Source organism: Pseudomonas sp. CGJS7 (assembly GCF_036961695.1).
In genome coordinates this window covers 52,863-67,355 of record NZ_JBAMDI010000056.1, presented here as the reverse complement: position 1 = coordinate 67,355, position 14,493 = coordinate 52,863, and the positions used below count along the sequence as shown (strand labels likewise).

The window sequence follows — 14,493 nt, the reverse complement described above, 5'->3', positions numbered from 1 at the left end:
CCGCGAATGCGTCAGTGGCTTCAACATCGCATTCGCGGGTAAACCCGCTCCTACAGGGGGCATCTGATTGCTTCAGATCACTGGATTAACTGGATACGCAAGTGTATACACTTCCCGCAAAACAATAATGTGCGGGGGAGTAGGGACATGCGTATCTGGCGTAAGAGCATCCAGTTGCAATTGATCACCAGCATGGGCGCTGCCCTGCTGGCGAGCATCCTGGTGGTGGTCATTATCTTCACCGTGGCGCTCAACCGCCTCACCGACCGCTACTTGGTCGACACTGCCCTGCCAGCCAGCATCGAAGCCATCCGCAACGACATCGAGCGCATGCTGGGCCAACCGTTGGTCGCTGCCGCGGACATTGCCGGTAACACCCTGCTGCGCGACTGGCTTGCTGCCGGTGAAGATCCCGCGCAGGCACCCCAATTCATCGAATACCTGGCCGCCGCCAAACAGCGCAACCACGCCTTTACTACGCTGTTCGCCTCGACCGAAACCGGCCACTACTACAACGAGAACGGCCTGGACCGCACCCTCAGCCGCAGCAACCCCAAGGACAAGTGGTTTTACGGTTACATCGACAGCGGCGCCGAGCGCTTCATCAACATCGACATCGATGGTGCCACCGGCGAACTGGCTCTGTTCATCGACTATCGCGTGGAAAAGGAAGGCAAGCTGGTGGGTGTGGCCGGCATGGGCCTGCGTATGACCGAGTTATCGAAGCTGATCCACGACTTCAGCTTTGGCGAGCACGGCAAGGTGTTCCTGGTGCGCAACGATGGCCTGATCCAGGTGCATCCCGATGCTGCCTTCAGTGGCAAGCGCCAGCTTGCCGAGCAGCTTGGCGCTGACGCAGCCAAAGGCGTCATGACCGGAGGCGAGAGCCTGCGTAGCAGCCGCTTCAGCCGTGACGGTGAGCGCTACCTGGCGCTGGGCCTGCCGCTGCGCGACCTCAACTGGACCCTTGTGGCCGAAGTGCCAGAGTCGGAAATTTACGCGCAAATGCATCAGGCCGTCTGGCTGACCAGCCTGATCGGTGGCGCCGTCGCGTTGGTGTCGCTGCTGTTGGTGGTACTGCTGGCGCGTGGCCTGGTGCGGCCGATCCGCCGCGTTACCGCCGCATTGGTTCAGATTGGCGGTGGAGCGGGTGATCTCAGCCACCGCCTGGACGATTCGCGTCAGGATGAGCTGGGTGACCTGGCCCGTGGTTTCAACCGCTTCCTGGACAGCCAACGCAGCCTGATCGGCGAGGTGTTGAATACCTCCGAGCGGCTGCGGCGGGCCGTGGAGCAGGTAACCCAGGTGGTGGACAACACCGCCGAGCGCTCCGGGCGCCAGCAGGAGATGACCGAAATGGTCGCCACTGCTGTACACGAGATGGGCCTGACCGTGCAGGACATCGCCCGCAATGCCGGCGATGCGGCCCAGGCGTCGCAGTCGGCACGAGACGAGGCGTTGCAGGCCCGCGAGGTGGTGCAACGATCCATTCGTGGCATCGAGGGCATGTCGGGCGACATCGGCAAGGCGGCCGATGCGGTCAGCCAGCTGGCCGACGAAGTCGCTTCGGTCGATGAAGTGCTCGCGGTAATCCGCAGCATTTCCGAGCAAACCAACCTGCTCGCGTTGAACGCTGCCATCGAGGCCGCGCGGGCAGGGGAGATGGGGCGCGGGTTCGCTGTGGTGGCCGATGAAGTACGTACGCTGGCCCGGCGCACACAGCTGTCCACCGATGAAGTGCAGCAGATGATCCAGCGCCTGAAGCTGGGTGCTGGTTCGGCGGTGAGTTCAATGCAGGCAGGGCAGCAGGCGACCGGCAGTGGCGTGGAATCGAGCCAGCGCACCGGGGCATCGCTGAGCGCGATTACCGACCAGGTAGAGCACATCAGCGACATGAACCATCAGGTGGCCACGGCTACCGAGGAGCAGTCGGCGGTGACCGAGGAAATAAACCGGACGGTGCAGGGGATTTCCGATTTGGCGCGTGAGACGGCGGCGGAGGTGCAAGGGTGCCGCGAGGAGTGCCAGGCGTTGCGTGGGTTGGCTGATGACCTGGCGCGGCAGATGGGTGGGTTCAAGCTCTAGATCGCAGGGGCCGCAAGGCGGCCCCGGCTCTCGCTCAGCCACCAATGATCGCGCGGATATCCGCCGCCAGCTCACGCACCCGCGCTTCTTCGGTATCCCACGAGCACATGAAGCGCGCGCCACCGCTGCCGATAAAGGTATAGAAGCGCCAGCCCTTGCCCCGCAGCGCCTCGATGGCGTGCTCTGGCATTTGCAGGAACACCCCGTTGGCCTCCACCGGGAACATCAGCTCTACTCCCGGCAGGTCACTGACCAGCGATGCCAGCAGTTGCGCGCAATGATTGGCGTGGTTGCCATGGCGTAACCATGCGCCATCTTCCAGCAGCCCGACCCAGGGCGCCGACAAGAAGCGCATCTTCGACGCCAGTTGCCCGGCCTGCTTGCAGCGATAATCGAAGTCTTCGGCCAGCTGGCGGTTGAAGAACAGAATCGCTTCGCCCACCGCCATGCCGTTCTTGGTGCCGCCAAAGCACAGCACATCCACACCGGCCTTCCAGGTCAGTTCGGCCGGGCTGCAGCCCAGGAACGCACAGGCATTGGTAAAGCGTGCGCCGTCCATGTGCAGGTTCAGGCCCAGCTCCTTGCAGGTGGCGCTGATCGCCTTCAGCTCGTCGGGGCGGTACACCGTGCCCACTTCGGTGGCCTGGGTAATGGTCACCACGCGCGGCTTGGGGTAGTGGATATCCTGGCGTTTGAGCGCCACTTCGCGGATCGACTGTGGCGTCAGCTTGCCGTTGACGCTGGCCGCCGTCAGCAGCTTGGAGCCGTTGGAGAAGAACTCCGGTGCACCGCATTCGTCGGTTTCGACGTGGGCGGTCTCGGAGCAGATCACGCTGTGATAGCTCTGGCACAGCGATGCCAGGGCCAGGGAGTTGGCCGCGGTGCCGTTGAAGGCAAAGAACACCTCGCAGTCGGTTTCGAACAGATTGCGGAAGTACTCCGATGCACGCTCGGTCCACTGGTCGTCGCCGTAGGCGCGGTCGTGGCCGCGGTTGGCTTTCTCCATCGCCGCCCAGGCTTCGGGGCAGATACCGGAATAGTTGTCGCTGGCGAATTGTTGGCTCTTGTCTGTCATGGCACGGTCCTGTGAACGACGCAGATCAGCACTCTAAACCATCGATTCAGCACTTGCCTATACAACCCGTGCAGCGATTTCTGTTCATTACTGTGCCGGCCTCTTCGCGGGCGCGCCCGCTCCTACAATGGTCCTGCAAACGCCAATCACTGTGGGAGCGGGCGCGCCCGCGAAGGGGCCCGCATGGGCGGCACAAAGAGAATGTCGTAAACGCGCCATTGCAAGGCGTGCGCAGGCATCTGACCCGACCCCACCAGTCATAACATCGCCACAAAGGGCCACAGTGCCCCACGACAAAAAACGATCGCTGCCGGGAGATACACAATGTTCAGCAAGCAAGACCAGATCCAGGGTTACGACGATGCACTGCTGGCGGCGATGAATGCCGAAGAACAGCGCCAGGAAGATCACATCGAGCTGATCGCCTCGGAGAACTACACCAGCAAGCGCGTCATGCAGGCCCAAGGCAGCGGCCTGACCAACAAGTACGCCGAAGGCTACCCTGGCAAGCGTTACTACGGTGGCTGCGAACACGTAGACAAGGTAGAAGCCCTGGCCATCGAGCGCGCCAAGCAGCTGTTCGGTGCCGACTACGCAAACGTCCAGCCGCACTCCGGCTCGTCGGCCAACGGCGCGGTCTACCTGGCCCTGCTGCAAGCCGGTGACACCATCCTGGGCATGAGCCTGGCCCACGGCGGTCACCTGACCCACGGTGCCAAGGTGTCGTCCTCGGGCAAACTGTACAACGCAGTCCAGTACGGCATCGACACCAACACCGGCCTGATCGACTATGACGAAGTCGAGCGCCTGGCGGTCGAGCACAAGCCGAAAATGATCGTTGCCGGTTTCTCGGCCTACTCCAAGACCCTCGACTTCCCGCGCTTCCGCGCCATCGCCGACAAAGTGGGCGCACTGCTGTTCGTCGACATGGCCCACGTTGCCGGACTGGTTGCCGCTGGCCTGTACCCGAACCCGATCCCGTTCGCCGATGTGGTCACCACCACCACCCACAAGACCCTGCGCGGTCCGCGTGGCGGCCTGATCCTGGCCAAGTCGAACGAAGAGATCGAGAAAAAGCTGAACGCCGCTGTGTTCCCGGGTGCCCAGGGTGGCCCGCTGATGCACGTGATCGCTGCCAAGGCAGTGTGCTTCAAGGAAGCGCTGGAGCCTGGATTCAAGGCCTACCAGCAGCAAGTGATCGAAAACGCCCAGGCCATGGCCCAGGTGTTCATCGACCGTGGCTACGATGTGGTTTCCGGTGGTACCGACAACCACCTGTTCCTGGTCAGCCTGATCCGTCAGGGCCTGACTGGCAAAGACGCCGACGCCGCCCTGGGTCGTGCGCATATCACCGTCAACAAGAACGCCGTGCCGAACGACCCGCAGTCGCCGTTCGTCACTTCGGGCCTGCGTATCGGCACCCCGGCCGTCACCACCCGCGGCTTCAAGGTCGCCCAGTGCGTGGCCCTGGCTGGCTGGATTTGCGACATCCTCGACAACCTCGGTGACGCAGACGTCGAAGCCGATGTGGCGAAGAACGTCGCGGCCCTGTGCGCAGATTTCCCTGTCTACCGCTGAGTGGAGTCACACACCATGCAACGTTACTCGGGCTTCGGCCTTTTCAAGCACTCCCTCAGCCACCACGAAAACTGGCAGCGCATGTGGCGCACGCCAACCCCTAAAAAGGTTTACGACGTGGTCATTGTCGGTGGTGGCGGCCATGGCCTGGCCACGGCCTACTACCTGGCCAAAGAGCACGGCATCACCAACGTCGCCGTGATCGAGAAGGGCTACCTGGGCGGCGGCAACACCGCCCGTAACACCACCATCGTGCGTTCCAACTACCTGTGGGACGAGTCGGCGCACCTGTACGAGCACGCCATGAAGCTGTGGGAGGGCCTGTCCCAGGACCTCAACTACAACGTGATGTTCTCCCAGCGCGGCGTTTACAACCTGTGCCACACCCTGCAGGACATGCGTGACTCCGAGCGTCGGGTCAGCGCCAACCGCCTCAACGGCGTGGATGGCGAGCTGCTGAACACTGCCCAGGTTGCGGCCGAAATCCCGTACCTGGACTGCTCGAAGAACACCCGCTACCCGATCCTCGGCGCCACCGTACAGCGCCGTGGCGGCGTTGCCCGTCACGATGCCGTGGCCTGGGGCTTCGCCCGCGCTGCCGACGCCCTGGGCGTCGACCTGATTCAGCAAACCGAAGTGATCGGCTTCCGCAAGGAAAACGGCGCGGTCATCGGTGTGGAAACTAACAAAGGCTTCATCGGCGCCAAGCGCGTCGGCGTGGTCACCGCCGGTAACTCCGGGCACATGGCCAAGCTGGCCGGCTTCCGCCTGCCGCTGGAATCGCACCCGCTGCAAGCGCTGGTATCCGAGCCGATCAAGCCGATCATCGACAGCGTGATCATGTCCAACGCCGTACACGGCTACATCAGCCAGTCCGACAAAGGCGACCTGGTGATCGGTGCCGGTATCGACGGCTGGGTCGGCTACGGCCAGCGCGGTTCGTACCCGGTGATCGAGCACACCCTGCAGGCCATCGTCGAGATGTTCCCCAACCTGTCGCGTGTTCGCATGAACCGCCAGTGGGGCGGCATCGTAGACACCTCGCCGGACGCCTGCCCGATCATCACCAAAACCCCGGTCAAGAACATGTTCTTCAACTGCGGTTGGGGTACTGGCGGCTTCAAGGCGACCCCGGGTTCGGGCAACGTCTTCGCCGCGAGCCTGGCCAAGGGCGAAATGCACCCACTGGCCGCGCCGTTCTCCATGGACCGTTTCTACAACGGCGCACTGATCGACGAACACGGCGCCGCCGCCGTCGCCCACTAACCGGAGACACCGTCATGTTGCATATTTTCTGTCCCCACTGCGGCGAGCTGCGCTCCGAAGAAGAGTTCCACGCCTCTGGCCAGGCGCACATCGCCCGCCCGCTGGACCCTAACGCCTGCTCCGACGAGGAGTGGGGTACCTACATGTTCTACCGTGACAACCCGCGCGGTATTCACCATGAACTGTGGGACCACGTTGCCGGCTGCCGCCAGTACTTCAACGTCACCCGTGACACCGTGACCTACGAAATTCTGGAAACCTACAAGATTGGCGAGAAGCCGCAAGTGACCGCCAGCGGCAAAGCCACCAGCGCCGCGTCGACCGTCAAAGGCCAAGGGGAAAAAGTATGAGCCAGACCTATCGCCTCGCCAGCGGCGGCCGTATCGACCGCAGCAAGGTCCTGAACTTCACCTTCAACGGCAAGACCTACCAGGGTTATGCCGGTGACAGCCTGGCCGCCGCGTTGCTGGCCAACGGCGTCGACATTGTCGGCCGTAGCTTCAAGTACTCGCGCCCACGCGGCATCATCGCCGCCGGTACCGAAGAGCCGAACGCCATCCTGCAGATCGGCTCCAGCGAAGCTACCCAGATCCCCAACGTGCGCGCCACCCAACAGGCACTGTACGCGGGCCTTGTCGCCACCAGCACCAACGGCTGGCCGAACGTCAACAACGACGTCATGGGCATCCTCGGCAAGGTTGGCGGCAGCATGATGCCGCCGGGCTTCTACTACAAAACCTTCATGTACCCCAAATCGTTCTGGATGACTTACGAGAAGTACATCCGTAAAGCCGCCGGCCTGGGCCGTGCGCCGCTGCAGAACGATCCTGACAGCTACGACTACATGAACCGGCACTGCGACGTGCTGATCGTCGGTGCCGGCCCTGCTGGCCTGGCTGCCGCACTGGCCGCTGCGCGCAGCGGTGCCCGCGTGATCCTGGCTGACGAGCAGGAAGAGTTCGGCGGCAGCCTGCTCGACACCCGCGAAACCCTCGACGGCAAGCCTGCTGCCGAGTGGGTCAACGCCGTGGTCAAAGAGCTGGAAGGCCTGCCGGAAGTGACCCTGCTGCCACGTGCCACGGTCAACGGCTATCACGACCATAACTTCCTGACCATTCACGAGCGCCTCACCGACCACCTCGGCGACCGCGCCCCGATCGGCCAGGTTCGCCACCGCGTGCACCGCGTTCGCGCCAAGCGCGTGGTACTGGCTGCCGGCGCCCACGAGCGCCCGCTGGTGTACGGCAACAACGACGTGCCGGGCAACATGCTGGCCGGTGCTGTTTCCACCTATGTTCGCCGCTATGGCGTGGCGCCGGGCCGCAAGCTGGTACTGTCGACCAACAACGACCACGCCTATCGCGCCGCGCTGGACTGGCACGACGCAGGCCTGCAAGTGGTCGCCATCGCCGACGCCCGCCACAACCCACGTGGCTCGCTGGTTGAAGAAGCGCGTGCCAAAGGCATTCGCATCCTCACCTCCAGCGCCGTGATCGAGGCCAAAGGCAGCAAGCACGTCACCGGTGCCCGTGTGGCGGCGATCGATGTGCAGGCGCACAAAGTCACCAGCCCAGGCGAAATCCTCGAGTGCGACCTGATCGCGTCCTCGGGCGGTTACAGCCCGATCGTGCACCTGGCTTCGCACCTGGGCGGTCGCCCGGTATGGCGTGACGATATCCTTGGCTTCGTGCCGGGCGATGCCCCGCAGAAGCGCGAGTGCGTCGGTGGTATCAACGGCGTGTATGCCTTGGGCGATGTGATTGCCGATGGCTTCGAAGGCGGCGTTCGCGCAGCTACCGAGGCCGGTTTCAAGGCCACTGTCGGCACCCTGCCAAAAACCGTTGCGCGCAAGGAAGAGGCCACTGTGGCACTGTTCCTGGTGCCACACGACAAAGGCACCAAGGGGCCGAAGCAGTTCGTCGACCAGCAGAACGACGTGACCGCCGCCGGCATCGAGCTGGCCACCCGTGAAGGCTTCGAGTCGGTCGAGCACGTCAAGCGCTACACCGCGCTGGGCTTCGGTACCGACCAGGGCAAATTGGGCAACATCAACGGCCTGGCCATCGCCGCCCGTTCGATCGGCATCACCATCCCGGAAATGGGCACCACCATGTTCCGCCCCAACTACACGCCGGTCACTTTCGGCGCGGTAGCGGGCCGTCACTGTGGTCACCTGTTCGAGCCCGTGCGCTTCACTGCCCTGCATGCCTGGCACGTGAAGAACGGCGCCGAGTTCGAAGACGTCGGCCAGTGGAAGCGCCCGTGGTACTTCCCGAAAGCCGGCGAAGACATCCATGCTGCCGTCACGCGTGAATGCAAGGCCGTGCGCGACAGCGTGGGCCTGCTGGACGCCTCGACCCTGGGCAAGATCGATATCCAGGGCCCGGACGCGCGCGAATTCCTCAACCGCATCTACACCAACGCCTGGACCAAGCTCGACGTGGGCAAGGCCCGCTACGGCCTGATGTGCAAGGAAGACGGCATGGTCTTCGACGACGGCGTAACCGCCTGCGTCGGCGACAACCACTTCATCATGACCACCACCACCGGCGGCGCTGCCCGCGTGCTGCAGTGGATGGAGCTGTATCACCAGACCGAATGGCCAGAGCTGAAGGTGTACTTCACTTCGGTCACTGACCACTGGGCCACCATGACCCTGTCCGGCCCTAACAGCCGCAAGCTGCTGAGCGAGCTGACCGACATTGACATGGACAAGGAAGCTTTCCCGTTCATGACCTGGAAGGAAGGCAACGTCGGTGGCGTGCCGGCCCGCGTGTTCCGTATCTCGTTCACCGGCGAGCTGTCGTACGAAGTGAACGTGCAGGCCAACTACGCGATGGGCGTGCTGGAACAGATCATCGAGGTCGGCAAGAAGTACAACCTGACCCCGTACGGCACCGAGACCATGCACGTACTGCGTGCAGAAAAGGGCTTCATCATCGTTGGCCAGGACACCGATGGTTCGATGAACCCGGACGACCTGAACATGAGCTGGTGCGTTGGCCGCAACAAGCCGTTCTCGTGGATCGGCCTGCGTGGCATGAACCGCGAAGACTGCGTACGTGAGAACCGCAAGCAGCTGGTGGGCCTGAAGCCGGTCGACCCGACCAAGTGGCTGCCGGAAGGCGCCCAACTGGTGTTCGACCCGAAACAGCCAATCCCGATGGACATGGTCGGCCACGTCACCTCCAGCTACGCGTCCAACTCCCTGGGCTACTCGTTCGCCATGGGTGTGGTCAAAGGCGGCCTCAAGCGCATGGGCGAGCGTGTCTACTCGCCGCAGGCAGATGGCAGCGTGATCGAGGCGGAGATCGTGTCTTCGGTGTTCTTCGATCCGAAGGGTGAGCGGCAGAACGTCTAAGGCCCCCGGTCCAACCGGTGCCAGGCGTGGAATGAGGTCTCTGTGGGAGCGGGCGTGCCCGCGAAGAGGGCGGTGAATTCAACATCGCATTCGCGGGCATGCCCGCTCCCACAGGATGGCCGTCTCCCGCAGGCATCGTGGTCGAATCCAGAATTCAAGGCAGGTAAGAAATGAGCGCTATCAACGTCTTCCAGCAAAACCCCGGCGCCGAGGCCAAAGCCCAGTCGCCACTGCACCATGCCGACCTGGCCAGCCTGGTAGGCAAAGGCCGCAAGAACGCAGGCGTGACCCTGCGTGAACGCAAGTTCCTCGGTCACCTCACCCTGCGTGGTGATGGCCACAACCCGGAATTCGCCGCCGGCGTGCACAAGGCCCTTGGCCTGGAGCTGCCCGTGGCGTTGACTGTGGTCGCCAACAAGGACATGTCGCTGCAATGGGTCGGCCCAGATGAGTGGCTGCTGATCGTGCCCGGCGGCCAGGAGCTGGCAGCGGAGCAAAAGCTGCGTGCGGCCCTTGAAGGCCAGCACATTCAGGTCGTCAATGTCAGTGGCGGGCAAAGCCTGCTGGAACTGCGCGGCCCGAACGTGCGCGACGTGCTGATGAAGTCCACCAGCTATGATGTTCACCCGAACAACTTCCCGGTGGGCAAGGCTGTGGGCACCGTGTTCGCCAAGTCGCAACTGGTGATCCGCCGCACTGCAGAAGACACCTGGGAGCTGGTGATTCGCCGCAGCTTCGCCGATTACTGGTGGCTGTGGCTGCAGGACGCTTCTGCCGAATACGGCCTGAGCATCGAAGCCTAAGGAGCAAGAACATGAGTCGGGCACCGGATACCTGGATTCTCACCGCCGACTGCCCGAGCATGCTCGGCACCGTCGACGTGGTGACGCGTTACCTCTTCGAGCAGCGCTGCTACGTGACGGAGCACCACTCCTTCGATGACCGGCAGTCGGGACGCTTCTTCATTCGCGTCGAGTTCCGCCAGCCGGACGATTTCGACGAGGCAGGCTTCCGGGCCGGCCTCGCCGAGCGCAGCGAAGCGTTCGGCATGGCTTTCGAGCTGACCGCGCCCAACCACCGCCCCAAGGTGGTGATCATGGTGTCCAAGGCTGACCATTGCCTGAATGACCTGCTGTATCGCCAGCGTATTGGGCAACTGGGCATGGATGTGGTCGCGGTGGTGTCCAACCACCCTGATCTCGAACCGCTGGCGCAGTGGCACAAGATCCCTTACTACCACTTCGCCCTCGACCCCAAGGACAAGCCTGGGCAAGAGCGCAAGGTGCTGCAGGTGATCGAGGAGACTGGTGCTGAACTGGTCATTCTTGCCCGCTATATGCAGGTACTGTCGCCCGAGCTTTGCCGTCGTCTGGATGGTTGGGCGATCAATATTCATCACTCGCTGTTGCCGGGTTTCAAAGGCGCCAAGCCTTATCACCAGGCGTACAACAAGGGCGTGAAAATGGTTGGTGCCACGGCGCACTACATCAACAACGACCTGGACGAAGGGCCGATCATTGCCCAGGGTGTCGAGGTGGTGGATCACAGTCACTATCCCGAAGACCTGATTGCCAAAGGGCGGGATATCGAATGCCTGACATTGGCGCGGGCGGTGGGTTATCACATCGAGCGGCGGGTGTTCCTGAACGCCAACCGGACTGTCGTTCTGTAGTAACCGGTACCGGCCTCTTCGCGGCTAAAGCCGCTCCTACAGGTACAGCACAGCCCTCGGGTTGGTGCGGTCCCCCGTAGGAGCGGCTTTAGCCGCGAAGAGGCCCGCACAGGCCGCCTCTCTGTTTGCCCATACTCCCCAGCGACACCCCTGCCGCTAAAAGGCATCTCCCTGTCGCTTCCAGTCAGTGCGTCCGGCGCCATCCGGCCCACAATTCCCTGCATTCCAGTAGTACATGCCGCCCACGGATGGCGGTGCTTCAACCAACGCTGCATAAATAATAATCAAGCGAGGTACAAGCAATGTCTGGCAATCGTGGAGTGGTATATCTCGGCGCCGGCAAGGTCGAAGTGCAACACATCGACTACCCGAAAATGCAGGACCCGCGCGGCAAGAAAATCGAACACGGCGTCATCCTGAAGGTGGTCTCCACCAACATCTGCGGTTCTGACCAGCACATGGTCCGTGGCCGCACTACTGCCCAGGTCGGCCTGGTCCTGGGCCACGAAATCACCGGTGAAATCGTCGAGAAGGGCCGCGACGTCGAGCGCATGCAGATCGGCGACCTGGTATCGGTCCCGTTCAACGTCGCCTGCGGTCGCTGCCGCTCCTGCAAAGAGATGCACACCGGTGTCTGCCTCACTGTAAACCCTGCCCGTGCCGGCGGTGCCTACGGCTACGTCGACATGGGCGACTGGACCGGCGGCCAGGCCGAATACGTGCTGGTGCCATACGCCGACTTCAACCTGCTGAAGCTGCCTGAGCGCGACAAGGCCATGGAAAAGATCCGTGACCTGACCTGCCTGTCCGACATCCTGCCCACCGGCTACCACGGCGCCGTAACCGCTGGCGTGGGCCCAGGCAGCACTGTCTACGTTGCTGGTGCCGGCCCGGTCGGCCTGGCCGCCGCGGCCTCGGCGCGCCTGCTGGGCGCCGCCTGCGTGATCGTCGGTGACCTCAACCCGGCCCGTCTGGCCCATGCCAAGTCGCAAGGCTTCGAAGTGGTCGACCTGTCCAAGGACACCCCGCTGCACGAGCAGATCGTCGACATCCTCGGCGAGCCGGAAGTGGACTGCGCCGTCGACGCCGTCGGCTTCGAGGCCCGTGGCCATGGCCACGAAGGTGCCAAGCACGAGGCCCCGGCCACCGTGCTGAACTCGCTGATGCAAGTGACCCGCGTGGCCGGCAACATCGGTATCCCGGGCCTGTACGTAACCGAAGACCCAGGCGCGGTGGATGCCGCTGCCAAGATCGGCGCGCTGAGCATCCGCTTCGGCCTGGGCTGGGCGAAATCGCACAGCTTCCACACCGGCCAGACCCCGACCATGAAATACAACCGCCAACTGATGCAGGCGATCATGTGGGACCGCATCAACATTGCTGAAGTGGTGGGGGTGCAGGTGATCAACCTGGATCAGGCGCCGGAAGGGTATGGCGAGTTCGATGCGGGTGTGCCTAAGAAGTTTGTGATCGACCCGCACAAGATGTGGGGTGCAGCATAACGGCTTGGAGTCAGATGAAACCCCTCTTTCGAGGGGTTTTTTCATCTCGTCATACGGTATGACGGCCATCGAAGGCTAAAGCCGCGAGATTTTCTGGTCGACCTGTCAAGGCCGGTCGCCGACTTCGATGCGACTGGCCGAGACTAGTACGCAGCCCTGATGATCGCAGTGGCTTAAGAGCCTTGTGATTACATTTCAGAAACCGCTTCCAAGAAACATGAAATCGCGGGAAGTTGGAGTCTGATTGGTTCGCCGAACTCTCGCCATTTCATCATTAGGTGGCGAGGACTCTGCCTGGTATCCGGGTAGGCTGTTGTCTGTGGCGGGGACTGAAGCTGAGACTGTATGACGAGCCTGCATGAGCTTATCCATGTTGGTTTGGCGCTTAGCAACCAGATCATCCCGCTTGGTTATCTCAGCGTCACGCTTCAATACGTTGTTCTGTATCTTGTTTCTTAGGGTTTTTACCTCATGTGATGGCTGGTTTCCGTATTTGTCAGGGTTATTGTTGTTCCATCTTTCAGTCTTCCAATATCTCAACTCAGCTTTTAGCTCGCCGAGCTTATCGGTATAATGAGAAATCCTATCGTTGGCCTTGATTATTTTGTTGTCCAGTAGCCAAATTTTCTTAGAATAGTGTTTGAGAGCTGAAATCGGACTTCGCTTAAAAAGCGCTACTAAGGAATGCCCAGTAGGGTCAGTGTTGTTAACAGGGTCGGCCATGCAATAAGCATAAGAATTTAATCCGCCCCTGCCGAATGGGCTCATTGTGTCCTGACTGCAGAAGCGCATCAGGGAGGGGCTAAACGACCTAAATCCATTTCCCAGAGGATACAGCATAGATACCGGGTCACACCGATGCCCGTTGAAGGCGAGCAACGATTTCATGACATGGGCGTCAGAATAGCCGTAAGGCGAATAAACTATGGTGTCTTGAGATAAACCTATAATTGAATTAGAACGGTCGACCTGTACTAATTTAGTCGGTTGCGTCTGCTCTATTTGGGCAATTGGTAATCCCAGAGCCCGCAGTGCCTTGTAGTTGCCTTGGACAGAAACCTCATTAGATAATTGACCGGTTTGGTAAAAATACATGGAGGATCGATTAGCCGCCTTTCCCGGCTGCATTGTAGTTGATCGATTTTTTTTACTATTCCTGTCTACGTTTTCAGCCATGATTTGGTCCAGCCTCAGACTTTGCACTGAGTGTTTACGTTGCACTCCGCTGCCGGATGGTACAACTAGCATTTTTGCTAGGTAGTAAGCGGTCGGAACAAAACCCCAAACCACGAGTCAAACCCCTCGTTTCCCGGCCATCCCGGCCAACGAGGTCCCTTCCGATGAAAGCAATCACCCTGGCAACCCTGATGACCCTGGCTGCAAGCCCGGTGTTCGCCTTCAACCTCAGCGACGCCGCCAACGCCGTGTCCGCCATGCAGAACCAGCAACAGCAGGGCCAGGTACAGGCACCCGAAGCGCAGGCCAATCTGCTCAACACCCTGGGCAGCCAGCTGAACATCACCCCCGAACAGGCGGTAGGCGGAGCAGGAGCCATGCTGGGGCTGGCGCGCAACAACCTTAGCAGCGATGACTATGGGCAACTGACCAAGGCGGTGCCGGGCCTGGACCTGCTGGCCGGTGCAAATGCGCTGGGCGGGTTGAGTGGTTTGGGGGATTTGCTCGGCAAGAACAGCGAGAGCCAGTCAGCGCTGAGCAACGCACTGGGCAACAACGTGGAAAACCGTAGCGACCTGGACAATGCGTTCAAGGCGCTGGGGATGGATACCGGGATGATCGGGCAGTTTGCGCCACTGATTCTGCAGTATCTGGGGCAGCAGGGCATTGCCGGGTCGTTGTTGCAGAATCTGGGGAGTTTGTGGACTACCCCAGCGCCATTGGCCCAGCCTTCGGTCTGAGGATTCTAGCGACAGCCCTCAAGCCATGGGCTGAGTGC

The 14,493-nt window shown here is 61.7% G+C and carries 11 protein-coding genes and 1 pseudogene; 10 read left to right on the top strand and 2 right to left on the bottom strand.

Annotation, left to right across the window (positions count from 1 at the left end):
- Nucleotides 1-147: 147 nt before the first annotated feature.
- Both mcpH and V7787_RS53170 read left to right on the top strand, forming a co-directional pair.
- Nucleotides 148-1,221, top strand: a pseudogene (gene mcpH, locus V7787_RS53175) (methyl-accepting chemotaxis protein McpH); the annotation flags it as partial.
- 126 nt (nt 1,222-1,347) lie between these two features.
- A complete protein-coding gene (locus V7787_RS53170; protein WP_371919369.1) occupies nt 1,348-2,085 on the top strand; it encodes a methyl-accepting chemotaxis protein in 738 nt (245 codons plus the stop codon).
- A 34-nt stretch (nt 2,086-2,119) separates the two neighbouring features.
- Here V7787_RS53170 and V7787_RS28525 read toward each other — a convergent pair whose 3' ends face one another.
- Nucleotides 2,120-3,160, bottom strand: coding sequence for a threonine aldolase family protein (locus tag V7787_RS28525; protein ID WP_047603169.1), 1,041 nt, complete (start codon nt 3,158-3,160; stop codon nt 2,120-2,122).
- Between the two features lie 324 nt (nt 3,161-3,484).
- On the opposite strand from V7787_RS28525, the gene V7787_RS28520 reads away from it, so the two are divergent.
- The 7 genes from V7787_RS28520 to fdhA all read left to right on the top strand — a co-directional run bounded on the left by V7787_RS28520 (nt 3,485) and on the right by fdhA (nt 12,539).
- Nucleotides 3,485-4,738, top strand: a complete 1,254-nt coding sequence (locus V7787_RS28520; protein WP_003255681.1) for a serine hydroxymethyltransferase — start codon at nt 3,485-3,487, stop codon at nt 4,736-4,738.
- A gap of 15 nt (nt 4,739-4,753) precedes the next feature.
- Nucleotides 4,754-6,004 carry a sarcosine oxidase subunit beta family protein gene (locus V7787_RS28515; RefSeq protein WP_003255680.1) on the top strand — a complete coding sequence of 417 codons (1,251 nt, stop codon included), beginning with the start codon at nt 4,754-4,756 and terminating at the stop codon, nt 6,002-6,004.
- Between the two features lie 14 nt (nt 6,005-6,018).
- Nucleotides 6,019-6,354 carry a sarcosine oxidase subunit delta gene (locus V7787_RS28510; protein ID WP_010951682.1) on the top strand — a complete coding sequence of 112 codons (336 nt, stop codon included), beginning with the start codon at nt 6,019-6,021 and terminating at the stop codon, nt 6,352-6,354.
- Nucleotides 6,351-9,365: a sarcosine oxidase subunit alpha gene (locus V7787_RS28505; RefSeq protein ID WP_064490904.1), complete on the top strand. Its 3,015-nt coding sequence runs from the start codon at nt 6,351-6,353 to the stop codon at nt 9,363-9,365. Before V7787_RS28510 ends, V7787_RS28505 begins: the two co-directional genes overlap by 4 nt.
- A 170-nt stretch (nt 9,366-9,535) precedes the next feature.
- Complete coding sequence (locus tag V7787_RS28500) at nt 9,536-10,168, top strand: sarcosine oxidase subunit gamma (RefSeq protein ID WP_003255677.1); 633 nt, start codon at nt 9,536-9,538, stop codon at nt 10,166-10,168.
- Nucleotides 10,169-10,179: 11 nt separating this feature from the next.
- The gene (gene purU, locus V7787_RS28495; protein ID WP_016714526.1) at nt 10,180-11,037 is read left to right on the top strand and encodes a formyltetrahydrofolate deformylase; all 858 of its coding nucleotides are present in this window, start codon (nt 10,180-10,182) and stop codon (nt 11,035-11,037) included.
- A gap of 302 nt (nt 11,038-11,339) precedes the next feature.
- Nucleotides 11,340-12,539 carry a formaldehyde dehydrogenase, glutathione-independent gene (gene fdhA / locus V7787_RS28490; protein WP_011953256.1) on the top strand — a complete coding sequence of 400 codons (1,200 nt, stop codon included), beginning with the start codon at nt 11,340-11,342 and terminating at the stop codon, nt 12,537-12,539.
- A 195-nt stretch (nt 12,540-12,734) separates the two neighbouring features.
- On the opposite strand, the gene V7787_RS28485 is transcribed toward fdhA, so the two are convergent.
- Nucleotides 12,735-13,715, bottom strand: coding sequence for an RHS repeat-associated core domain-containing protein (locus V7787_RS28485; RefSeq protein ID WP_231114219.1), 981 nt, complete (start codon nt 13,713-13,715; stop codon nt 12,735-12,737).
- 164 nt (nt 13,716-13,879) lie between these two features.
- On the opposite strand from V7787_RS28485, the gene V7787_RS28480 reads away from it, so the two are divergent.
- The gene (locus V7787_RS28480) at nt 13,880-14,455 is read left to right on the top strand and encodes a DUF2780 domain-containing protein (protein ID WP_064490905.1); all 576 of its coding nucleotides are present in this window, start codon (nt 13,880-13,882) and stop codon (nt 14,453-14,455) included.
- Nucleotides 14,456-14,493 lie beyond the last annotated feature (38 nt).